Annotated in this window: 18 protein-coding genes and 1 tRNA gene; 10 read left to right on the plus strand and 9 right to left on the minus strand. The window is 67.8% G+C overall.

The window, feature by feature from the left end; genetic code table 11:
• Positions 1 to 138: 138 nt before the first annotated feature.
• From AzCIB_RS03865 to grxD, 5 genes are all read left to right on the plus strand, one after another.
• Positions 139 to 214: transfer RNA gene (locus AzCIB_RS03865), tRNA-Phe, on the plus strand.
• A 145-nt stretch (positions 215 to 359) separates the two neighbouring features.
• Entirely contained in the window at positions 360 to 1,613 is a 1,254-nt protein-coding gene (gene hemA / locus AzCIB_RS03870) for a glutamyl-tRNA reductase (RefSeq protein ID WP_050414672.1), read from the plus strand.
• A 59-nt stretch (positions 1,614 to 1,672) separates the two neighbouring features.
• Positions 1,673 to 2,752, plus strand: a complete 1,080-nt coding sequence (prfA, locus tag AzCIB_RS03875; protein WP_050414673.1) for a peptide chain release factor 1 — start codon at positions 1,673 to 1,675, stop codon at positions 2,750 to 2,752.
• Between the two features lie 48 nt (positions 2,753 to 2,800).
• The gene (prmC, locus tag AzCIB_RS03880) at positions 2,801 to 3,655 is read left to right on the plus strand and encodes a peptide chain release factor N(5)-glutamine methyltransferase (protein ID WP_050414674.1); all 855 of its coding nucleotides are present in this window, start codon (positions 2,801 to 2,803) and stop codon (positions 3,653 to 3,655) included.
• 97 nt (positions 3,656 to 3,752) lie between these two features.
• Entirely contained in the window at positions 3,753 to 4,073 is a 321-nt protein-coding gene (grxD, locus tag AzCIB_RS03885; protein ID WP_050414675.1) for a Grx4 family monothiol glutaredoxin, read from the plus strand.
• A 54-nt stretch (positions 4,074 to 4,127) separates the two neighbouring features.
• Here the strand turns inward: grxD and AzCIB_RS03890 are convergent, their stop codons facing one another.
• From AzCIB_RS03890 to argH, 6 genes are all read right to left on the minus strand, one after another.
• Positions 4,128 to 5,225 carry a nucleotidyltransferase domain-containing protein gene (locus AzCIB_RS03890; RefSeq protein WP_050414676.1) on the minus strand — a complete coding sequence of 366 codons (1,098 nt, stop codon included), beginning with the start codon at positions 5,223 to 5,225 and terminating at the stop codon, positions 4,128 to 4,130.
• Positions 5,226 to 5,229: 4 nt separating this feature from the next.
• Positions 5,230 to 6,096, minus strand: a complete 867-nt coding sequence (locus tag AzCIB_RS03895) for an HprK-related kinase A (RefSeq protein WP_050414677.1) — start codon at positions 6,094 to 6,096, stop codon at positions 5,230 to 5,232.
• Positions 6,097 to 6,132: 36 nt separating this feature from the next.
• A complete protein-coding gene (locus AzCIB_RS03900; protein ID WP_157058414.1) occupies positions 6,133 to 6,438 on the minus strand; it encodes a hypothetical protein in 306 nt (101 codons plus the stop codon).
• Positions 6,439 to 6,456: 18 nt separating this feature from the next.
• Positions 6,457 to 7,134, minus strand: a complete 678-nt coding sequence (locus AzCIB_RS03905; RefSeq protein ID WP_157058415.1) for a hypothetical protein — start codon at positions 7,132 to 7,134, stop codon at positions 6,457 to 6,459.
• 387 nt (positions 7,135 to 7,521) lie between these two features.
• On the minus strand, positions 7,522 to 8,802 hold the full coding sequence (locus AzCIB_RS03910) for a serine/threonine protein kinase (RefSeq protein WP_050414681.1): 1,281 nt from the start codon (positions 8,800 to 8,802) through the stop codon (positions 7,522 to 7,524).
• A gap of 13 nt (positions 8,803 to 8,815) precedes the next feature.
• Positions 8,816 to 10,234: an argininosuccinate lyase gene (argH, locus tag AzCIB_RS03915; RefSeq protein WP_050414682.1), complete on the minus strand. Its 1,419-nt coding sequence runs from the start codon at positions 10,232 to 10,234 to the stop codon at positions 8,816 to 8,818.
• Positions 10,235 to 10,401: 167 nt separating this feature from the next.
• On the opposite strand from argH, the gene AzCIB_RS03920 reads away from it, so the two are divergent.
• Positions 10,402 to 11,166 carry a LytR/AlgR family response regulator transcription factor gene (locus tag AzCIB_RS03920; protein ID WP_050414683.1) on the plus strand — a complete coding sequence of 255 codons (765 nt, stop codon included), beginning with the start codon at positions 10,402 to 10,404 and terminating at the stop codon, positions 11,164 to 11,166.
• 15 nt (positions 11,167 to 11,181) lie between these two features.
• Here AzCIB_RS03920 and ppc read toward each other — a convergent pair whose 3' ends face one another.
• Positions 11,182 to 13,929, minus strand: a complete 2,748-nt coding sequence (gene ppc / locus AzCIB_RS03925) for a phosphoenolpyruvate carboxylase (RefSeq protein WP_050414684.1) — start codon at positions 13,927 to 13,929, stop codon at positions 11,182 to 11,184.
• A gap of 166 nt (positions 13,930 to 14,095) precedes the next feature.
• On the opposite strand from ppc, the gene hemC reads away from it, so the two are divergent.
• The 4 genes from hemC to AzCIB_RS03945 all read left to right on the plus strand — a co-directional run bounded on the left by hemC (position 14,096) and on the right by AzCIB_RS03945 (position 18,261).
• A complete protein-coding gene (gene hemC / locus AzCIB_RS03930; RefSeq protein ID WP_050414685.1) occupies positions 14,096 to 15,043 on the plus strand; it encodes a hydroxymethylbilane synthase in 948 nt (315 codons plus the stop codon).
• Between the two features lie 23 nt (positions 15,044 to 15,066).
• Positions 15,067 to 15,864: a uroporphyrinogen-III synthase gene (locus tag AzCIB_RS03935; protein ID WP_050418207.1), complete on the plus strand. Its 798-nt coding sequence runs from the start codon at positions 15,067 to 15,069 to the stop codon at positions 15,862 to 15,864.
• A 128-nt stretch (positions 15,865 to 15,992) separates the two neighbouring features.
• Complete coding sequence (locus AzCIB_RS03940; protein ID WP_353611532.1) at positions 15,993 to 17,075, plus strand: uroporphyrinogen-III C-methyltransferase; 1,083 nt, start codon at positions 15,993 to 15,995, stop codon at positions 17,073 to 17,075.
• Positions 17,076 to 17,085: 10 nt separating this feature from the next.
• Positions 17,086 to 18,261 (plus strand): heme biosynthesis HemY N-terminal domain-containing protein, encoded by a 1,176-nt coding sequence (locus AzCIB_RS03945; protein ID WP_050418208.1) that lies wholly within the window; start codon positions 17,086 to 17,088, stop codon positions 18,259 to 18,261.
• A 62-nt stretch (positions 18,262 to 18,323) separates the two neighbouring features.
• Here the strand turns inward: AzCIB_RS03945 and hemF are convergent, their stop codons facing one another.
• On the minus strand, positions 18,324 to 19,253 hold the full coding sequence (hemF, locus tag AzCIB_RS03950; RefSeq protein WP_050414688.1) for an oxygen-dependent coproporphyrinogen oxidase: 930 nt from the start codon (positions 19,251 to 19,253) through the stop codon (positions 18,324 to 18,326).
• A gap of 13 nt (positions 19,254 to 19,266) precedes the next feature.
• On the minus strand, positions 19,267 to 20,556 hold the full coding sequence (gene purD, locus AzCIB_RS03955; RefSeq protein ID WP_050414689.1) for a phosphoribosylamine--glycine ligase: 1,290 nt from the start codon (positions 20,554 to 20,556) through the stop codon (positions 19,267 to 19,269).
• Positions 20,557 to 20,562 lie beyond the last annotated feature (6 nt).

A 20,562-nucleotide genomic window follows, 5' to 3' on the forward strand; every position in this document is an offset into this window, starting at 1 on the left:
CCTTCGGGCCGGTGGCCGGGCGAATGATTCGGGGCGGCCACGGCTGCCCCATGTTTTTTGCGTATTCGCGATATTTCAGCGTCGTGAAGAAAATATGTTTGACTCTGCGCTGAGAGTCGCTATAATGCGCGCTTCACCGGCCAGGTAGCTCAGTTGGTAGAGCAGCGGATTGAAAATCCGCGTGTCGGCGGTTCGATTCCGTCCCTGGCCACCAGTATCAGAAAACGGGCCGGTTCCATCCGGCCCGTTTTCGTTTACGTTGCAATATCTGCAACAGAAACGTCTGATTCCGCGCAATATTGCAGCGATTTTCGCGGTGCTATAATCCGCCGGATTAAGCTCACCATTTGCGACCGCGCATGCAACTTTATGCTCTTGGCTTGAACCATCACACCGCCCCGCTCAGTATCCGGGAGCGGGTGGCGTTCCAGCCCGAGCGGCTGGACGATGCCCTGCACGACCTGACGCATGCGCGCACGGTGCGTGAGGCCGCGATCCTGTCGACCTGCAATCGCACCGAACTGTACTTCGCCACCGAGCAGCCGCAGCACGCCGCCGACTGGCTGGCGCGCTTCCATCAGATGTCCCTGAAGGAAGTGTCGCCCTACCTGTACACCTATCCGCAGCGCGACGCGATCCGCCACGTGTTCCGCGTCGCCAGCGGCCTCGACTCGATGGTGCTGGGCGAGCCGCAGATCCTCGGTCAGGTCAAGGACGCCGCGCGGCGGGCCGAAGAGGCGGGGACGATGGGTACCCTGCTGCACAAGCTGTTCCAGAACACCTTCGCGGTGGCCAAGGAAGTGCGCTCGACGACGGCGATCGGCGCCAACATCGTGTCGATGGCCGCGGCGGCGGTGCATCTGTCCGAGCGCATTTTCGAGCGCATCGGCGACCAGCGTGTGCTGTTCATCGGTGCGGGCGAGATGATCGAGCTGTGCGCCGCGCATTTCGCCGGGGCGAGCCCCAAGGAGATGGTCGTCGCCAACCGTACCGAGGCGCGCGCCCAGGTCGTCGCGAGCCGCTTCGGTGCCCAGGTGATGCGGCTGGACGCGATCGGCGACGTGCTGGCTCAGTTCGACGTCGTGGTGTCCTGTACGGCGAGTCCGCTGCCCATCGTCGGTCTGGGTATGGTCGAGAGGGCGATCAAGGCGCGCCGGCACAAGCCGATGGTCATGGTCGACCTCGCGGTGCCGCGCGACATCGAAGCCGAGGTCGGGGCGCTGGACGACGTCTTCCTGTACACGGTCGACGATCTTGCCCAAGTCGTCGACGCCGGTCTCGAGTCGCGCCAGCAGGCGGTGATCGAGGCCGAGGAAATCATCAATACGCGCGTGGATGGCTTCCTGCACTGGATGCAGGCGCGCGATGCGGTGCCCACGATCAAGGCGCTGCGCCAGCACGCCGAGATGCTGCGCGCCGTCGAGCTCGAACGTGCAAGCAAGTTGCTCGCGAAGGGCGAGGACCCGCACAAGGTGCTCGATGCCCTGAGCCACGGCCTTATCAACAAGCTGATGCACGGCCCGACCCGCTTCCTCAACCAGTCCGAGGGTGAGCAGCAGGCAGACGCCGCGCGGGTGGTGCAGCAGCTCTTCAACCTCAATTCGCACGACTAGCCGAGCGCGCGCCCGCTGCGGGCGTGCCACCGGCCGTCGTGCTCCCCTCCCGGTTCCCGATGAAGCAGAGCATCCGCGAAAAGCTCGATTTCCTGAGCAGTCGACTGGCCGAAGTGGATCGCGAACTCGCCTCCGAGGATGCCGCGCACGACATGGACGCCTTCCGCGCGCTCGGGCGCGAGCGCGCGGAGATCGAGCCTGTCGTGGCGCTTTACGAGGCCTGGCGCAAGACCGCGAGCGATGCGGCGAGCGCCCGCGACATGCTTGCCGATGTAGAAATGCGCGAACTGGCCGAGATGGAGTTGGCGACCTGCGCGGAACGGATCGCGGCGCTGGAGGACGAACTGCAGCGCGCGCTGTTGCCGCGCGACCCCGACGACGAGCGCAACCTGTTCCTCGAGATCCGCGCCGGGACCGGCGGCGACGAGGCGGCGCTGTTCGCCGGCGACCTGCTGCGCATGTATACGCGCTACGCCGAACGGCAGCGCTGGAAGGTCGAGGTCGTGTCGGCGAGCGAATCGGATCTCGGCGGCTACAAGGAGGTCATCGTGCGCGTGGTCGGCGGCGGCGCGTATTCGAGACTGAAGTTCGAATCCGGCGGACACCGGGTGCAGCGGGTGCCGGCGACGGAGACGCAAGGGCGCATCCACACCTCCGCCTGCACGGTTGCGGTGATGCCCGAGGCCGACGAGCTCGAGGCCGTCAATATCAACCCGGCGGATCTGCGCATCGACACCTTCCGTGCAAGCGGCGCGGGCGGGCAGCATATCAACAAGACCGATTCGGCGGTGCGCATCACCCACCTGCCCACGGGCATCGTCGTCGAATGCCAGGACGACCGTTCGCAGCACCGCAACAAGGCGCAGGCGATGTCGGTGCTGGCCGCGCGCATCCACGACATGCAGTTGCGCGAGCAGCAGGCCCGCGAGGCCGCGACGCGCAAGAGCCTCGTCGGCAGCGGCGACCGTTCCGAGCGCATCCGCACCTACAACTTTCCGCAGGGCCGCGTCACCGATCACCGCATCAATCTCACGCTGTACAAGCTGGACGCGGTCATGGAGGGCGAGATCGACGAGCTGGTCGGCGCGCTCACGGCAGAACATCAGGCCGAGCTGCTGGCGGCGCTCGCCGGTGAGTGAGATGGCCGTGCTGCCGCGTTCGATGATGTCGCCCCGGTGGAGGCGTTGATGGATGCTCCCGACGCGGCACCGGACATCGCCGGCGTACTCAACTGGGCGCGTGCCCGCATCGCCGTCGTCGATGCGCGGGTTCTGCTGCGCCATGTGCTGCAATGTTCGTCGGCGCGCCTCGCGGCCTACCCGGAGGCGCGGCTCGACGAGCGCGAATGGACGGAGTTCCGCAGCCTGGTCGAGCGCCGCGAGGCCGGCGAGCCGGTGGCCTACCTGATCGGCGAGCGCGAGTTCTATGGGCACCCCTTCATGGTTGGCCCGGCGGTGCTGATCCCGCGACCGGACACCGAGCTGCTGATCGAGCTGGCGCTGGCGCATTTCGGCGACAAGCCGCGCACGCGGGTGCTCGATCTCGGCACGGGCAGCGGCGCGCTGGCCGTGACGCTGGCGCTCGAGTTGCCCGACGCGGACGTGACGGCGGTGGATCGCTCGCGCGAGGCCTTGCTGGTCGCGATGGCCAATGCCGCGCGCCTCAAGGCGAGCGTGTCCTTCGTGCTCGGCGACTGGTTTTCGCAACTGGGGGGTGACCGCTACCAGCTGATCGTGGCCAACCCTCCGTATGTTGCGGCGGGCGACCCGCACTTGAGCGAGGGCGACGTGCGCTTCGAACCGGGGACCGCGCTGGCCGCGGGGCCGCAGGGGCTGGACGACCTCGCGGCCATCGCCGCGCAGGCGCCGCGCCACCTTGAGCCCGGCGGCTGGCTCTTCATGGAGCATGGTTACGATCAGGCGGCGGCCGTGCGCGGCCTGCTTACCGACGCGGGATTCTCGTCGATCTCGTCATGGAAGGATCTCGGCGGCATCGAACGCGTGTCGGGCGGCCAGTGGCTGGGACGTGGCGAGCCGCGCTGAATGGGTGCCGCGGTTTGGCCGCAGTTTTGCTATTGACGGCCGGAGCAGCAATCCCTAGAATTTCCCGAGTTAATTACTCAACTTTTGGAACGGCACCATGGACATCCAGAACGTCATTCGCGAGCAGGTCACCAACAACCCGGTCGTGCTCTACATGAAGGGTACGCCCCAGTTTCCGATGTGCGGCTTTTCCGCGACGGCGGTGCAGATCCTCAAGAACCTGGGCGTGAGCGATCTGTTCTCGGTGAACGTGCTCGAGAACGAAGACATCCGCAACGGCATCAAGGAATACGCCAACTGGCCGACGATTCCGCAGCTCTACATCAAGGGCGAGTTTGTCGGTGGCTGCGACATCATGCGCGAGATGTACGAGAACGGCGAACTGAAGACGATGCTCGGCGAAGCCGGCGTCAAGTAATCAGTTTCCCCCGGTGCGGCGTCCGGCCGCGCGGGGATCGCGCAGGTATCGATATCAGGCCCGCCCTTCGACGGCGGGCTCGTCTTTTCTGAGCCGCGCGATCGACTTGTGCGCGAGGTGGCGCAGCAGGAGATGCGGCGGCATCCGCAGCCAATGGGCGCGGACGTAGATCGCGAAGCGGGCGAGCGTCGCTGCGGGGCTCTCGCCCGCCTCGTTCTCGGGGCGGATCGCGGTCGTGTACAGCATCGTCAGCAGGCGCGAGGCCGGTCCGCCCGCGGCATTTCGCATGTCCGCAAGCACATGCGGCGGAATCGGGCTGTCGAGCAGATGCCTGGCAAGGTGCAGGCCGAATGCGACCGGCGCGACGACGTCGAGCGTGCGTGAGGCGTCGACGACGCGCGTCCAGAAATCGGCTTCGTTGGCGCCCATGCGCAGGAGCCCGTCGATATCAAAAAGATCGCGCAGGCCGTTGTGGAGTTCGCCTTCGTGCAGCAGGTGCACGATGCTGTGGATCAGCAGGTGCTCGGGGCGCGGGATGCGGACTGCGGGCAGATCGGGCAGCGCGGAGGCCGCCCGGATGATCGTTTCGGCGTCGGGGCTGTGCCGTGACGTAAGCGGCAGGATCGTGTGATGGACGTCGAGCACAGTGCCGCGCCGCACGTTCACCATCGGCGGCAACTCGTGCATCCACGTGCGGTAGTAGCGCTGGTCGTAGGGCGAGTTCTTGCCCGACGCCCAGCCGGCGACCATCAGGCGCAGCTCGACGTCGCCGAGGGCGTGGTGCGGCACGAGGATGTCGATGTCGCCGAACAGGCGCCCGCGCCCGACCGGATGGTCGGATACCGCATAGGCGGCCCCTTTCAGCAGCACCACCGGAATGCCGAGCTGGCAAAGCGCGCGCTGCAATCCATGTACTTCCCAGCGCACCGACTGCGTCTGGCGACGGCTAAGCTGTCGGAGGGCCTCCAGATGCCGTGTCGCCTCGGCAGGAACGGGGATGTCTGCAGCAGCGATGCGTTCGGCAAGCAGGCCGGCGAGGTTTGCCGAGCGTGCGCTCGCGACCAGTTGCGACCATTCGGAAAGGTCCAGTTTCGTCGCCTGCGTGGGCGTCTTGAGGATGGAAACGAGGCGCTTGCAGGCCGTCGATTTCATCGCGTCACTGCCCGGTGACGTCGCGCACCAGCGCCAGCGCCGTTTCGGTCGAGTCGAAAACGATGTCGAAGCAGCGCGCCGTGTCGAGCATGTCGCACAGCGCGCGAAAACCGGTTTCACCCATACGGTCGCGGTTGAACGACTGTTCCGCAATGCGCGCGAAGGCCTCGGCGCGGCCGATCTCCTCGCAGGAGGGGGCCGACTCGGCGGCGAAGCGGGGAAACACCACCCAGCGACAACGTGCCTGGTGCTCGGCCGCGGCGCGCGAGGCGGGGGGCGGCGCGGCATGGCTGATCGTACCCTTGCGCGTGTCCGTATAGCGCGGGCCGAGCGTCGCGCCGGGAAAGCGTGAAACGATTTCTATCGATTCGTTTTTCAGGCTGATCGGTCGCGGGTTGGGTTGCAGCGTGCCGCAGGCTGGAGCGAGGATTGCGAGTTCGTCGGACAGCAGTCGCCATCCATCGATGAAGGTCAGCGCCGCGCACAGCGTGCTCTTCCCCGCCCCCGGCGAACCGGGCATGACGAGCGCATCGCCATCCCGTGCGACGACCGCGGCATGCATGACGAGATAGCCGAGCGGGCGCGAGGCGATGCCCCAGTTGAGTCCCCATTCGAACAACGGCGCGGCTTGATCGGCCGGTAGCGGCAGGAAGGGCTCGACGTGGTCCAGCAGGAAACGCGCTTGCGGGCGCAGCCAGCGCCGCCATCCGGCTCCACGCTCGATGCGAATGTCGAAATCGATGAACCGCTTCGTCCTTCCGGGCGCTTGCATCGCCTCGGGGTAGAACGTCTCGAGATGCTGGCGCACCGCGCCGAAAGGCGCACGCACGCGCACCGTGACCGGGGCGAGATGTAGGGTGGTGTCGATCAATCCTTTAGCCAGCTCGCAATGCGGAACGCGTTGCGATCAAGTGTGCGCGAGAATTGACAGCTGCACCAGTTCATTGATCACACGTCGGATCGTCGTTGCGCTGCCGTCGAAATCTCCGATTTCGTCCCCGTGTGCGACGATGTGAGCGACAAGCGCCTCGACGCTCTGCAGATCTGCATTGGTCGACAGCCTCACGATTTCCCGTGCGAGCGGCGAGACGATCCAGTAATCGCCGGAGTTGCCGTCGAACAGCACCGTCGCATGGTCTTCACGCCAGTCCGGCGAGCAGAGGATCGTGCGGCCGGGAAATCCCTGCAGCATGGCGTCGTCGCGGATCTGCAATTTCATGCCCGGCACGGCTTACTTCTTCTTGCCGGTGCCGATGTTGCCGTCGCTTGAGAGGCTGCTTCCATTGGTTGTGCACACCGCGACCAGGCCGGATGTCAGATCATAGGTGGTCGTGAGGTAGGCGATGACGTCCGACGTGGTCAATCCCATATCGGTATTGCAGGCCAAGTTCGACGGGCAATACGTTCCGCCGCCTTTCAGGGCCTCCCACATTTCCGAAATGTGCCAAGTCTTCACCGGATAGCCCGGGAAAGCGAGGGCATTGAACCACGCGGCCAGCAGATGGCTCATCAATTCCCCGGACGGGGACGTGAAGAAGTCAGGGAAGGCCAATACCTCCCAGATGCCGGTATTGCCCGGTGCGCCCGGCAACACCTGATCCACCGGGGTCCCGATCATGGGGTTGCCAGACAGATCAACGGCAATCACGTCTTTCGGGTTGGCGATATCGTGCCCCCCGTTGCAACCGGTTGAATCTGTCAGCGTCGTGTTGAAAGTGGGTGCGGTGAATCCGGCCGGCCAGGGATTGGCCATCTGACCTTGAGTGCCCTGCAGTTTCCAGACGGTTGGTGACAGGCCGCCAGTGCAGTTCAGGCCGTCTGCCGGGTGACTCAGGTTGCCGCTCACCAGCGCAGACGGACTCAGACAGGTGCCGCCGAGCGCAGATCTCGCCTGCACGGCCAGTAGCACGCCGACTCCGCCTGCAGTCGCCCCGATGAAGCGACGACGAGAACCCGTGGATGGGGACGCCGCCGTTCTTTCGGGAAGCTCGCTACGGCTGGTATCGCACGGTTTCGGGGGCGTCCCCATTTTTTTGGTCCCTGATGGCAATTTTCGTTGCTCGTGCCTGGTCGCATGTATTCGAGCACGATTCATGCCGAATTGGTGTGTGCTCCAGGGGGCTGATATTTAACAACTTATTGTTATCGAGGTGTGCTGGTTCCGGGGGAGTGTAAATAAATCCGACGTTTGCTCGCCTAACCCCATGCGACGGTATCCGTCGTCCCTAACCTAGCCGACCGGCCCGGCCGCTTCAAGCGGAAGGGCAATGGCGCCGTGACCTTCGTCATGCCGGTGCTATACATTGGCGATGCGCGAATTGGCGAGCGACAGGCGTGTTGCCAGCACCTCCAGAAATCCCTTGTAGAAGTGCATGCGCGTCGTATCGGATGCCCGGTTGAGGGCTTGCGCGTCGATGCGGAGGATTTCGAGCGTGGTGACCGCCTCGACGGAAGCCGAACGCACTGAGCCGCCGGCCGCGAACAGGGACATCTCGCCGAAGCACTCGCCCTCGCTGAGGAGGTTGAGCAGGCGTCCGCGCTTCCTGACGCGCGCCTCGCCGGCGGCGATGAAACAGAAGTGGTCACCCGGTTCGCCTTCGCGGAGTACGACCGTGCCGGGCTGCACCCGGGTCCAGCGCGACAGGCCAATCACTTCCCATAGTTCCACGTCGCTGAAGTTGCGGAAGAAGGTGAGGCGGCGCAGGGTCTGGAATTTTTCCGCGTCTGGAATGGGGGCGTGGATGGACGTCGCGGCGCGATTGCGAAACGCGCAGGCAAGATCGTGCGCGAACTCCGGCCAGTCGCGGTAGCGGCGCGCGAGATCCTTCTCGATCGCGCGCCGCACGATGGCCGCCAGCGCATCGGGAATGTCGGGTCTGATCGAGGTGGCCGGGGGGGCCTCGTCGTGCGCGATGCTGTACAGCAGGCTGAACTGGTTGTCCGCTTCGAACGGCAGGTGGCCGGTGAGCAACTGGTACATGACGACGCCGAGCGAATAGATGTCCGTCTGCTGGTCCAGCGGCATTTCGCGCACCTGTTGCGGCGACATGTAGGCGGGCGAGCCGACCGAGGCAAGCTGCGTGCGGTCGCTCGCGATGTCGAAGGCGGCGCCGAAGTCGGAAATCTTGATGTCCTGACCGTCGCGGGCGGTCAACAGGATGTTTGCCGGCTTGATGTCGCGGTGGGTGATCCCGCGGCGGAACGCGTAGTCGAGCGCGCGGGTGCACTTGAAGATGATCTCGATCAGGCGATCGAATGGCAGCAGCGCATCGGGCGTGCAGAAGTCCGCGAGCGTGCCGCCGCCGACGAACTCCATGACGATCCAGCCATCCTCGTCGTCGATGTGCGCATCGAAGGTGCGTACGATGTGGGGGTGGATCAGCTTCCCGGCGAGCGCAACCTCGTTCATCAGGAGGTGGCGATAGATGCGTCCGCGTTGCGGATCGCGCAGGATCTCGGGATGGATGCGCTTGATCGCGACCTCGCGTCCGGCGAAGGGGTCCCACGCCAGATGAACGGAACTGGTGGCGCCCGCACCGAGCGGGCGCCTTACTTCGTATCTGCCGATCCGTTCCATCGGCAGCCGGGCGTCAAGCCAGGGTGCTGCGCGCCCGCGCGATCGCGGCGCGGACCTGCTCGGGGGCCGTGCCGCCGATGTGCTTGCGCGAGGCGAGCGAGCCTTCGACGGTGAGCACCGCGAAGACGTCGTCCTTCACGCGCTCGGCTGCGCCCGGCACATGCGCCATCGCCGCGCGCAGCTCGTCGAGCGTGAATTGCGGCAGGTCGCAACCCTTCACGTCGGCCGCGCGCACCGCGAGCGCGACCGCTTCGTGCGCGTCGCGGAAGGGCAGGCCGTTCTTGACCAGGTAGTCGGCGAGGTCCGTCGCGGTCGCGTAGCCCTGCTTCAGCGCATCTCGCATCGCATCGGCCTTCACGCGGATGCCGGTGATCATGTCGGCGTAGATGCGCAGCGTGTCGATCACCGTGTCGGCGGTGTCGAACAGCGGTTCCTTGTCTTCCTGGTTGTCCTTGTTGTACGCGAGCGGCTGGCCCTTCATCAGCGTCAGCAGCGCGATCAGGCTGCCGTTGACGCGCCCGGTCTTGCCGCGCACGAGCTCGGGGACGTCCGGGTTCTTCTTCTGCGGCATGATCGAGCTGCCGGTGCAGAAGCGGTCGGCGAGGTCGATGAAGCCCACGCGCGGGCTCATCCACAGGATCAGTTCCTCGGAGAAGCGCGACAGGTGGGTCATCAGCAGCGCCGAGGCGGCGCAGAATTCGATCGCAAAGTCGCGGTCGCTGACGGCGTCGAGCGAGTTGTAGCAGACCTCGTCGAAGCCCAGTTCCTGCGCGACGAACTCGCGGTCGATCGGGTAGCTGGTGCCGGCCAGCGCGGCGCTGCCGAGCGGCAGGCGATTGACGCGCTTGCGGCAGTCGGCGAAGCGCTCGGCGTCACGGCGGCTCATCTCGTAGTAGGCCATCAGGTGATGGCCAAAAGTGACCGGCTGGGCGACCTGCAGGTGCGTGAAACCGGGCATCGCCGTCGCGGCGTTGGCCTCGGCGACGTCGAGCAGGTTCTTCTGGAAGTCGCCGATCAGCACGAGGATCTGGTCGATCGCGTCGCGCAGCCACAGGCGGATGTCGGTCGCGACCTGGTCGTTGCGGCTGCGCCCGGTGTGCAGGCGCTTGCCGGCGTCGCCGACCAGCGCGGTGAGGCGCTTCTCGATGTTGAGGTGCACATCCTCGTCGTCGAGGTTCCAGCCGAATTCGCCGCGCTCGATCTCGCCGAGGATCTGCGTCATGCCGCGCTCGATGTCGGCGAGGTCCTGCGCGCCGATGATGCCCTGGCGCGCGAGCATCTTCGCGTGCGCGAGCGAGCCGCGGATGTCCTGGCGCGCCATGCGCTGGTCGAAGAACACCGAGGCGGTGTAGCGTTTGACGAGATCCGAGACCGGCTCGGTGAAGCGGCCCGACCAGGCCTTGGCCGGCTGCGAGGAAGTGGTGTCTGTCATAATGTCCGTCAGTGGTGTGGCGCGGCCGGATGCGGCCGTCGCGGAGCGGGGCGCCGGTTGTCGCTGGCGCCGCGCAAACAGGCCAAAATTATAAAGCAAAAGCCCCGCATGCCCTGGGCGCCGGTTCGCCGGCGGGGCGCGAATCGTGGGGGCGGGGAGGTTCTTCGATGGAGTCGGTCCAGGCGTTGCGCGTGGTTATCGTCGACGACGAGGCGCCGGCACGCGCGCGCCTGCGCGACCTGCTTGGTGACATCGCGCAGGAGCAGCCGACCGCCGTCGTCGGTGTCGCGGCCAATGGCGTCGAGGCGCTGCGTCTGCTCGAGTGCGAGCCGGCCGACGTCGTGCTGGCCGACATCCGCATGCCGGTGATGGACGGCGTCGAGCTCGCCCGCCATCTCGGCCGCCTGGATAAGCCCCCGGCTGTGATCTTCACGACGGCTTACGATGAGTACGCGGTGCAGGCCTTCGAACTGTCTGCGATCGATTACCTGCTGAAGCCGGTGCGGGCGCAGCGCCTCGCCGAGGCGCTGGCGAAGGTGCGCCGGCGCCAGCCGCTGGCGGATGCGGCACTCGCCGCGCTGGCGCCCGGTGCGCGGCAGCATTTCGGCGTCAACGAGCGCGGCCGCATCCTGCTGGTGCCAGTTGCGGACGTGCTGTTCCTGCGTGCGGAGCTGAAATACGTGACGGCGCGGACGGCCGAGCGCGAGTACCTGCTCGACGAGTCGCTGGTGCAGCTGGAGCAGGAGTTCGCCGGCCGCTTCCTGCGCATCCATCGCAATTGCCTCGTCGCGCGCGCGGCCGTGGTCGGCGTGGAGCGAGCGGGCGAGCACGACGGCGAGCCGCACTGGGACATCCTGCTGACCGGCTTGCCCGAAGGCCTGCCGGTCAGCCGCCGGCAGTGGCCGGCGGTGAGGCAGGTGCTGGGGATCTGAAGACCGTTCCCCCCGTCAGCCGCTGTTGCGCAGGCCCGCCGCGACCCCGTTGATCGAGATGTGGATGCCCAGCCGCACGCGCGCGTCGTCGTGGCCGTCGCGGTGGCGGCGCAGCAGTTCGACCTGCACGTGGTTGAGCGGATCGAGATAGGGGAAGCGGTTGCGGATCGAGCGCTTGAGCAGCGGGTTGTCGTCGAGGAGTTCCTTCTGGCCGGTGATGGCGAGCAGCGCGTCGACGGTGTCCTGCCATTCGGTGCGGATGCGGCCGAAGATCGCGTCGCGCAGCGCCGGGTCCTTGACCAGGCCGGCGTAGCGCGAGGCGATCGCGAGGTCGGACTTTGCCAGCACCATGTCCATGTTCGACAGCAGCGTCGCGAAGAACGACCACTCCTTGTACATCGCCTGCAGCCGTGCGAGGCCGTCGTCGGGATGGGCCGCGCGCCACGCCTTCACCGCCGCGCCGAAGCCGAACCAGCCGGGCAGCATCAGGCGGCACTGCGCCCAGCTGAACACCCACGGGATCGCGCGCAGGTCCTCGATGCGCGTGCCCTTCTTGCGCGAGGCGGGGCGCGAGCCGATGTTGAGCTCGGCGATCTCGGAGATCACCGTCGACTCCCAGAAGTAGCGCTCGAAGCCCTCGGTTTCGTACACCAGGCCGCGATAGGCGGCGAAGGCCGCGTCCGACAGCGCCTGCATGGTGTCGAGGAATTCGGCGCGCGGCGCGGGGGCGTTGTCGGACAGCAGGCTCGCTTCCAGCGTCGCGGCGACCAGCACCTCGAGGTTGCGGCGGCCGACCTCCGGGTTGTTGTACTTCGCCGCGATGACCTCGCCCTGCTCGGTGAGGCGGATGCGGCCCTGCACGGCGCCGCCGGGCTGCGCGAGGATGGCCTGGTAGCTCGGGCCGCCGCCGCGGCCGACGGAGCCGCCGCGGCCGTGGAAGAGGCGCAGGTGCACGCCGTGCTTGGCAAACACCTCGACGAGTCCGATCTCGGCCTTGTACAGCGACCAGCCGGAGGTGAGGAAGCCGCCGTCCTTGTTGCTGTCGGAGTAGCCCAGCATGATCTCCTGCATCCGCTCGCGCGATTCCAGCAGGCTCATGTAGGCCGGCAACGCGAACAGGCGGTCCATGACCGTCGGCGCGTTCGCGAGGTCCTCGATGGTCTCGAACAGCGGGATGATGTTCACGTCGAGCGCCTGCTCGTGCGGGCGCAGCAGGCCCGCTTCCTTCAACAGCAGCGCGAGCTCGAGGAGGTCCGAGACGTCGTCGGTCTTGGAGATGATGCAGTTCGTGATCGCCTCCTTGCCGAAGCGCAGGTGCGCGCGGCGGGCGGCGCGGAAGATCGCCAGTTCGCCCTCGGTCTCGTCAGAGTAGCGCACGTGCGGCGAGGCGAGCAGCCGCGGCGTGGACAGTTCGGCGATGAGGGCCGCGCAGCGGCCCGACTCGTCCAGCGCACGGTAATCGGTGCCCGGCTGGGCGGTCGCCAGCAACTCGGCGACGACCCGCTCGTGCACGTCCGAATTCTGGCGCAGGTCGATCGGCGCGAGGTGGAAGCCGAACACGCGCACGGCGCGGCGCAGCAGGCGCAGGCGGCCGCGCGCGAGGGCGGCCGAGCCGTTGGCGACGAGCGAGCGGTGGAGGATGTCGAGATCCTCGGACAGTTCGTACGCGGTCAGGTAGGGCTCGGCGTCCGCGACCGCGTGACGGGGCGGTTCGCTGCCGAGCAGCAGGCGGTGGGTCGCCGCGAGGCGCGCGTAGATGCCGGAGATCGCGCGCCGGTAGGGCTCGTCCTTGCGGTGCGGAGATAGGTCGGGCGAGCGCTCCGCGAGCCCGAGAAGTCCGTCCGAGGCGCTCACGAGGCCAGTTGCGAGTGACAGGCGCGCGCCCAGCGTGTGCAACTCGTCGAGGTAGAAACCGAGTACGGCGGCGGACTGCATCGCGAGCGCGCGTTCGAGCACCTCGGCCGTGACGAAGGGATTGCCGTCGCGGTCGCCGCCGATCCAGCTGCCCACGCGCAGGAAGGCGGGCAGTTCGAGCGCGCCCAGCGCCGGGTCGCGCTTCGCGAGCTGGTCTTCGAGGTCGGCGTAGAGGCGCGGGACCTCGCGCAGGAAGGTCGCATCGAAGTACGACAGGCCGTTGGCGACCTCGTCGACCACCGACAGCTTGGCCGGGCGCAGCATGCGCGTCTGCCACAGGATCAGCACGGCGCGGCGCATGGCTTCCTCGCTGTGCTCGCGCTCCTCGGGCGTGAGCACCATGCGGTCGCGCCGGTCGAGCAGGCGGGCGATGTCGGTCTCGCAGTTGAGGATGCTCTTCCTCTGGACTTCGGTCGGGTGGGCCGTGAGCACCGGCGAGATCGAAGCGGTGTCGAAGAACGCCGCCAGCGCCGATGCCTCGTGGCCCCCGGCGAAGGCGCGCGCGAGCGCATGCGCGAGGCTGCCTTCGCGCGGCGCAGAGCCGGCGATGAGGTGGGCGCGGCTGCGGCGGATGTGATGCTGGTCCTCGGCGATGTTGGCGAGGTGCGAGAAATAGCTGAACGCCCGCGCGACCTGGATCGTCTGTTCGCGCGACAGCGCATCGAGGATGCCTTCGAGTTCCTGGCGCGCGGCGCGGTCGTCGTCGCGGCGGAAGCGCACCGAGGTCTGGCGGATGCGTTCGATGAGGCCGAACACGGCTTCGCCCTGCTGGTCGCGCACGGTGTCCCCGAGCATGCGGCCGAGCAGTCGGATGTCTTCGCGCAGTGGTGCGTCCTTGTCCTGGGTCATGATGTTTCCGTTGCGGTGTTGGGGTTCGGGGGCGAGAGGTGTGCTCGGACGTCCATGCTAGAATGCTGTTTTGCTGCGGCGCCATTGGCGCGAACCCTGATGTTGCAACGCGGTATGTGCCGCGCCTGTCAGGATCCTAAATCATCTGTCGACGAGTCCGTTTACCGTGAGCGCAACTTCCGCCGAATTCAACCCGCCCGAACGCATCGTAATCGCCACCCGCGAAAGCCGGCTCGCGCTGTGGCAGGCCGAGCACGTCAAGGCCCGCCTCGAGGCGCTGTACCCCGGTTGCCGCGTCGAGCTGCTGGGCATGACGACCCGCGGCGACCAGATCCTCGATCGGCCGCTGGCCAAGGTCGGGGGCAAGGGCCTGTTCGTGAAGGAGCTCGAGGCAGCACTGCTCGAAGGGCGCGCCGACATCGCCGTGCATTCGATGAAGGACGTGCCGATGCAGCTCGCGGAGCCGTTCGCGCTGCCGTGCATCTCGGAGCGCGAAGTGCCGCTCGACGCCTTCGTGTCGCCGCGCTACGCGAGCCTCGACGAACTGCCGCCGGGTGCCGTGGTCGGAACGTCCTCGCTGCGGCGCGAATCGCAGCTGCACGCGATGTATCCGATGCTCGCCGTGACCAGCCTGCGCGGCAACCTCGACACCCGCCTGCGCAAGCTCGACGAGGGGCAGTACGACGCGATCATCCTCGCCGCGGCCGGCCTGAAGCGCCTCGGCCTGGCCGATCGCATCCGCTGCGAACTGCCGTCCACGGTGTCGCTGCCGGCCGCCGGCCAGGGCGCGCTGGGCATCGAATGCCTGGCGAGCCGCAAGGACGTCGCTGCCTGGCTGGCGCCCCTGAACGACGCCGACACCTCGGCATGCGTGCGCGCCGAGCGTGCCGTGTCGCGCGCGCTCGCCGGCAGCTGCGAGGTGCCGCTGGGTGCCTACGCGGAGATCCGCGCGGGCAAGCTGTGGCTGCGCGGTTTCGTCGCGCTGCCCGACGGTAGCCGCATCGTGCGCGCCGAGCTCGAAGGTAATCCCGCGGACTGCGAGGCGCTGGGTCTGGCGCTGGCGGCCGACCTGCGCGAGCAGGGGGCCGAGGGCATCCTCGCCCAGATCGGCTGAGGCCGGCCGCGACGGTGGCGATCATGACCGCGGCAACGCTGTCCGGGCGCCACATCGTGGTGACCCGGCCGACCGGGCAGGCCGACAGCCTGTGTGCGGCGATCGAGGCGCGCGGCGGGATTGCGCTGCGCTTTCCGGTGCTCGCGATCGGCGAACCCGAGGACGGCCGCGCCCTCGATGACGTCATTGCCCGGCTGGACGGGTTCGATCTCGCGTTCTTCGTCAGCCCGAATGCCGTGAGCCATGCCGTCGGCCCCATCCTCGCGCGTCGCGCGTGGCCCGCCGGGCTGCGCGTCGCCACCGTCGGCAAGGGCAGCGAGCGGGCGCTGGCGGGCTACGGCTTCAAGGATGTCATCGCCCCGCAGAGCGGCTTCGACAGCGAGTCCGTGCTGGCCCTGCCGGAGTTTGGGGCGGACGCGGTCGCCGGCAGGCGCGTCGTGGTCTTCCGTGGCGACGGCGGGCGCGACCTCCTCGGCGAGACGCTGCGCGAACGGAGCGCGACGGTCGAGTACGTCACGTGCTACCGCCGCTACTGCCCCGCGATCGATCCTGCACCCTTGCTGCGCCTAGCTGCCGACGGACGCCTCGACGCGATCACGCTGACGAGCAGCGAAGGTGTCGGCAACCTGCGCACCATCGTCGGTGACGACGGCTGGCCGGTGCTGCGCACGGTCGCCATCTTCGCTCCTCATCCGCGCATCGTTGCGCACGCACGCGCGGCCGGTTTCGAGCTCGTCCTCGAGACGCCGGCGGGCGATGACGGGCTCCTCGGCGCCCTCGAGTCTCATTTTCGGCACGCCTCGGTTACACTCAGGCCATGAACCAAGAACAATCCGCGCTCACCCAAAACAGTCCGTCCGAAACCTCCCCGGCTTCGAATCGTGAAGCGGCCGCGCGGCCGTCCGCCGCCGGTCGAAGTTCCGGTGGCGGCCTCGCCGCCGGGATCGCAGTGCTTGCACTCGTCGCGACCGGTGTGCTCGGCTGGTACGTCTACGACATGCGTGGCGGCGTTGCTGCCGTGCGCGAGGAAGTCGCCCTGCGCCTCACCGCGGGCGAATCGGCCGTGACCGAATATCGCGCACTCGGTCGCCAGCAGCAGGAGGCGATCGCCGCGCTGCAGGGCAAGCTCGGTGCGCTGGAGGCCCAGGTGGCGGCCACCGAGGGCCAGGCGGCGGCGCTCGAGACCCTGTACCAGCAGTTCTCGCGCACGCGCGAGGATCGTGTCATCGCCGAGGCCGAATACGCCGTGGCGATGGCGGCGCAGCAGCTGCAGCTCGCCGGCAATGCCGAGGCCGCGCTGATCGCCCTGCAAGGGGCCGAGGCACGCGTCGCCGCGCAGGATGCCGGCCAGCTGCTGCCGTTGCGGCGCGCGCTGGCGCGCGATATCGAAATGCTGAAAGCCGCGCCGCAGGTGGACGTGCCGGGCATCGCGCTGCGCCTCGAAGGTCTGCTGGAACGTGCCGATGCCTTGCCCTTGGCGTTTGCCGGCGAACTCGCTGCGCAGCCGTCCGCCGATGCCGGCACTGCCGCTGCACCGGCCGCTGCCGCGCCGTCGCCGATGGATTTCATCCAGGGCGTGGCGCACGAGGTGTGGCACGAGATCCTCGCGCTGGTGCGCATCGAGCGTCTCGACCAGCCCGAGCCGGTTCTGCTCGCGCCGGCGCAGAGCACCTACCTGCGCGAGAACCTCAAGATCCGGCTGCTGACCGCCCGCCTGGCACTACTGGCGCGCGACGGGCGCACCTTCTCGGCGGATCTCGCTCAGGCACAGAACTGGGTCGGACGCTACTTCGACAAGCGCGACGCCAAGGTGCAGGAGACCCTGTCCGAACTGGCAGTCCTCGCGGCAATGCCGGTCAAGGTGGAGCAGCCGGCGCCGGTCGAGAGCATCGCCGCGCTGCGCCTGCTACAGGCGCGTGCGGGCGAGGCAAACCGGAACGCGCCGGCTCTCGCCATCCCGCCGGCCGCGCCGCCCGCCGCCGAGCCGGCGAAGGGGAGTGCCGCGCACCAGCCTGCCGGCGCCACGCGCTGAGGAGCCGTTCATGCGTGCATTGATCTGGCTCATCGGAATCTTCGCGCTTGCGGCCGGCGTTGCGATGCTCGCGAGCGTCAATGAGGGCTATGTGCTGGTCGTCGTACCGCCGTGGCGTGCCCAGCTTTCGCTCAACCTGCTGATCGTCGGGCTGATCGTCGCGTTCCTCAGCGCCTACGCGGTGTTGCGGGTCATTCGCCGGACGATGGCGCTACCCGGGCGGGTTGTCCAGTACCGCGAGCGGCGCCGCAAGGAAAAGGCCGGCCGCGCGTTGCGCGACGCGCTGCGGGCGCTGTTCGAGGGGCGTTTCGCGCAGTCGGTGAAGTTTGCCGGCGCGGCGTTTTCGGATGGCGACAACCGCTCGATGGCCGCGCTCGTCGCAGCCCGGGCCGCACACGCAATGCGCGACGACACGCGTTATCGCATCTGGCTGGGCAAATCGGCCGAACAGGAAGAGGATTCGCGCGTTGCACGCCTGATGACCGAGGCGGAGCTGGCGGTGGAGGGACGTCGTTTCGAGGAGGCTGCCGAGCACCTGGAAAACCTGCGTCTTGCCGGGCATCGCCACATCGCTGCGCTGCGCCTGTCGTTGCGGGTCGCGTCGGCGCTCGCGCGCTGGGACGAGGTGCTGCGCACCGCGCGCCAGTTGCACAAGCACAAGGCCATGTCCGAGGAGCAGGTGCGTTCCGTGCTGCGGCGCGCGCATCTCGAGCGCATGCGTGAACTGGCCGGCGACGCCGAGGGTCTGACCGCGTACTGGCGGGAGATCCCCGCGGACGAGTTGAACGACCGGCGCCTGGTCGAACGTGCCGTGCCTTACCTCGCCGAGACGGGACAGGGGGCGCTCGCGCGTCGGACGCTCGAGCGCCTGCTCGATGCGGAATGGGACAGCGGCCTCGCCCGCCTGTACGGTTATAGCTGCGAAGGCGACGCCGTCGATTGCCTCGCCCGCGGCGAGAAATGGCTGCGCATGTATCCCAAGGATGCCGGCCTGCTGTTCGCGCTCGGGCGCCTGTGCCTGAACGCGCAGCTGTGGGGCAAGGCGCAGAGCTACCTCGAGGCTTCGCTCAATCTTGCACCGTCGGTCGAGACGCATCTCGCGCTCGCTGGCCTGCTCGAGCGTCTGGAGCGTGGTGACGAGGCGCAGGCGCACTACCGCGCCGCGGCTCAGCGTTCCGCCGCCTGAAAACGAAACGGCCGCCCCATGCGGAGCGGCCGTCGTTCATCCCTGCCCGCGGTCGCCGGTAATCAGCACCAGTCGCGCGGCTTGAGGAATTCCTCGTAGAGCTTCGCTTCCGGGCTCCCGGCTTCGGGATGCCAGTCGTAGCGCCACTTCACGATCGGCGGTAGCGACATCAGGATGGATTCGGTGCGTCCGCCCGACTGCAGGCCGAACAGCGTGCCGCGGTCGAACACCAGGTTGAATTCGACGTAGCGGCCGCGGCGGTAGGCCTGGAAGTCGCGCTCACGCTCGCCATAGGCGATGTCCTTCCTGCGCTCGAGGAGCGGCAGGTAGGCCGGCACGAAAGCGTCGCCGACGCTCTTCACTAGCCCGAAGCCGTCATCGAACGCGATCTTGCCGTCGGCGCCGAGGTCGTCGAAGAACAGGCCGCCGACGCCGCGCGGCTCGTTGCGGTGCTTGAGGAAGAAGTAGCTGTCGCACCATTCCTTCAGGCGACGGTATTCGGCCTCGCCGCCGAAGGGCAGCACCGCGGCCTTGCAGGTGCGGTGGAAGTGGCGGACGTCCTCTTCGAATGGATAGTAGGGCGTGAGGTCCATGCCGCCGCCGAACCACCAGATCGGTTCCGCATCCGGTTCGTTCGCCGGCGGGAGCGCGATGAAGAAACGCACGTTCATGTGTGCGGTGGGGCAGTACGGGTTGCGAGGGTGCAGGACCAGCGACACGCCCATCGCCTCGAAGGAGCGTCCGGCGAGTTCGGGGCGGTGCGCCGTCGCGGACGCCGGCATGCCGGCGCCCATCACGTGCGAGAAGTTCACGCCGCCGCGCTCGAAGAAACGGCCTTCCTCGATGACGCGGGTGATGCCCCCGCCGCCGCCCGGACGGTCCCAGGCGTCGGTGCGGAAGGCCTCGCCGTCGAACGCTTCGAGCGCCGCGACGATGCGTTGCTGTAGGCCGAGGAGGTAGTCCTTGACGAGGGAACGGTCGGGCGCGCTCATCGTGATGGTGACCTCAGCTCTTGCGCGCGACGGCGCGATGACCGATGTCGCGGCGGAACTGGCGGCCTTCGAAGACGATTGCGTCGGCAAGCTCGTACGCGCGTTTCTGTGCGCTGCGCACGTTGTCGCCGAGCGCGGTGACGCACAGCACGCGCCCGCCGGCGGTGACGACCTGGCCGTCCTGCTCGGCGGTGCCGGCGTGGAAGACGTGCACGTCCTCGACTTCGGTCGTCGGCAGACCGGTGATCGCGTCGCCCTTGCGCGGCGATTCGGGATAGTCCGCGGCCGCGAGCACGACGCCTAGCGCAACGCGGCGGTCCCATTCGGCTTCGGCCTGGTCGAGGCGGCCGCCGATGGCGGCATCGATCAGGTCGGAAAGATCGGTCTTCAGCCGCATCATGATCGGCTGGGTTTCCGGATCGCCCATGCGGCAGTTGAATTCGACCACGCGCGGCTGGCCGGCGTCGTCGATCATCAGGCCGGCGTAGAGGAAACCGGTGTAGGGCAGGCCGTCGGCCGCCATGCCGGCGAGCGTGGGCATGATGATTTCGCGCATCACGCGGGCATGCACTTCGGGCGTGACGACCGGGGCAGGCGAGTAGGCGCCCATGCCCCCGGTGTTGGGGCCTTCGTCGTTGTCTTTGAGACGCTTGTGGTCCTGGCTGGTGGCGAGCGCGAGGGCGTGCTTGCCGTCGGCGAGCACGATGAAACTCGCTTCCTCTCCGGACATGAACTCTTCGATCACGACGCGCGCGCCGGCCTCGCCGTAGTTCACGCCCATGCGGTTGTCGGTGAGCATCATGTCGATCGCGGCGTGCGCCTCGTCCGGCGTCATCGCGACGACGACGCCCTTGCCGGCCGCGAGCCCGTCGGCCTTGATGACGATCGGGGCACCCTCGGCGTTAACGTAGGCGTGCGCCGCCGCAGCGTCGGAGAAGGTCTGGTACTTCGCGGTCGGGATGTTGTGGCGGACCAGGAAACGCTTGGCGAAGTCCTTGGAGCTTTCGAGCTGCGCAGCGGCTTTTGTGGGCCCGAAAATCGGCAGGCCGGCGGCGCGGAAGGCGTCGACGACACCGGCTGCGAGCGGCGCCTCCGGGCCGACGACGGTGAACTGCACCTGCTCGCGGCGGGCCAGTTCGACGAGTTCCGGGATCGCCGTCACGGCGACGTTCTCGAGCAACGGCTCGCGCGCCGTGCCCGGGTTGCCCGGCGCGACCAGGACGCGCGTGACCTTGGGCGACTGTGCGAGTTTCCAGGCCAGTGCGTGTTCGCGGCCGCCGGAGCCGATGACGAGAACTTTCATGCTGTT

It is taken from the genome of Azoarcus sp. CIB, from assembly GCF_001190925.1.
Lineage (GTDB): Bacteria > Pseudomonadota > Gammaproteobacteria > Burkholderiales > Rhodocyclaceae > Aromatoleum.

Excerpts from the sequence above, each read along its gene's own strand:
- hemA (WP_050414672.1), top strand. The coding sequence starts at position 360 with ATGCAACTTTATGCTCTTGGCTTGAACCATCACACCGCCCCGCTCAGT.
- prfA (WP_050414673.1), top strand. The coding sequence starts at position 1,673 with ATGAAGCAGAGCATCCGCGAAAAGCTCGATTTCCTGAGCAGTCGACTG.
- prmC (WP_050414674.1), top strand. The coding sequence starts at position 2,801 with ATGGATGCTCCCGACGCGGCACCGGACATCGCCGGCGTACTCAACTGG.
- grxD (WP_050414675.1), top strand. The coding sequence starts at position 3,753 with ATGGACATCCAGAACGTCATTCGCGAGCAGGTCACCAACAACCCGGTC.
- AzCIB_RS03890 (WP_050414676.1), bottom strand. The coding sequence starts at position 5,225 with ATGAAATCGACGGCCTGCAAGCGCCTCGTTTCCATCCTCAAGACGCCC.
- AzCIB_RS03910 (WP_050414681.1), bottom strand. The coding sequence starts at position 8,802 with ATGGAACGGATCGGCAGATACGAAGTAAGGCGCCCGCTCGGTGCGGGC.
- argH (WP_050414682.1), bottom strand. The coding sequence starts at position 10,234 with ATGACAGACACCACTTCCTCGCAGCCGGCCAAGGCCTGGTCGGGCCGC.
- AzCIB_RS03920 (WP_050414683.1), top strand. The coding sequence starts at position 10,402 with ATGGAGTCGGTCCAGGCGTTGCGCGTGGTTATCGTCGACGACGAGGCG.
- ppc (WP_050414684.1), bottom strand. The coding sequence starts at position 13,929 with ATGACCCAGGACAAGGACGCACCACTGCGCGAAGACATCCGACTGCTC.
- AzCIB_RS03935 (WP_050418207.1), top strand. The coding sequence starts at position 15,067 with ATGACCGCGGCAACGCTGTCCGGGCGCCACATCGTGGTGACCCGGCCG.
- AzCIB_RS03945 (WP_050418208.1), top strand. The coding sequence starts at position 17,086 with ATGCGTGCATTGATCTGGCTCATCGGAATCTTCGCGCTTGCGGCCGGC.
- hemF (WP_050414688.1), bottom strand. The coding sequence starts at position 19,253 with ATGAGCGCGCCCGACCGTTCCCTCGTCAAGGACTACCTCCTCGGCCTA.
- purD (WP_050414689.1), bottom strand. The coding sequence starts at position 20,556 with ATGAAAGTTCTCGTCATCGGCTCCGGCGGCCGCGAACACGCACTGGCC.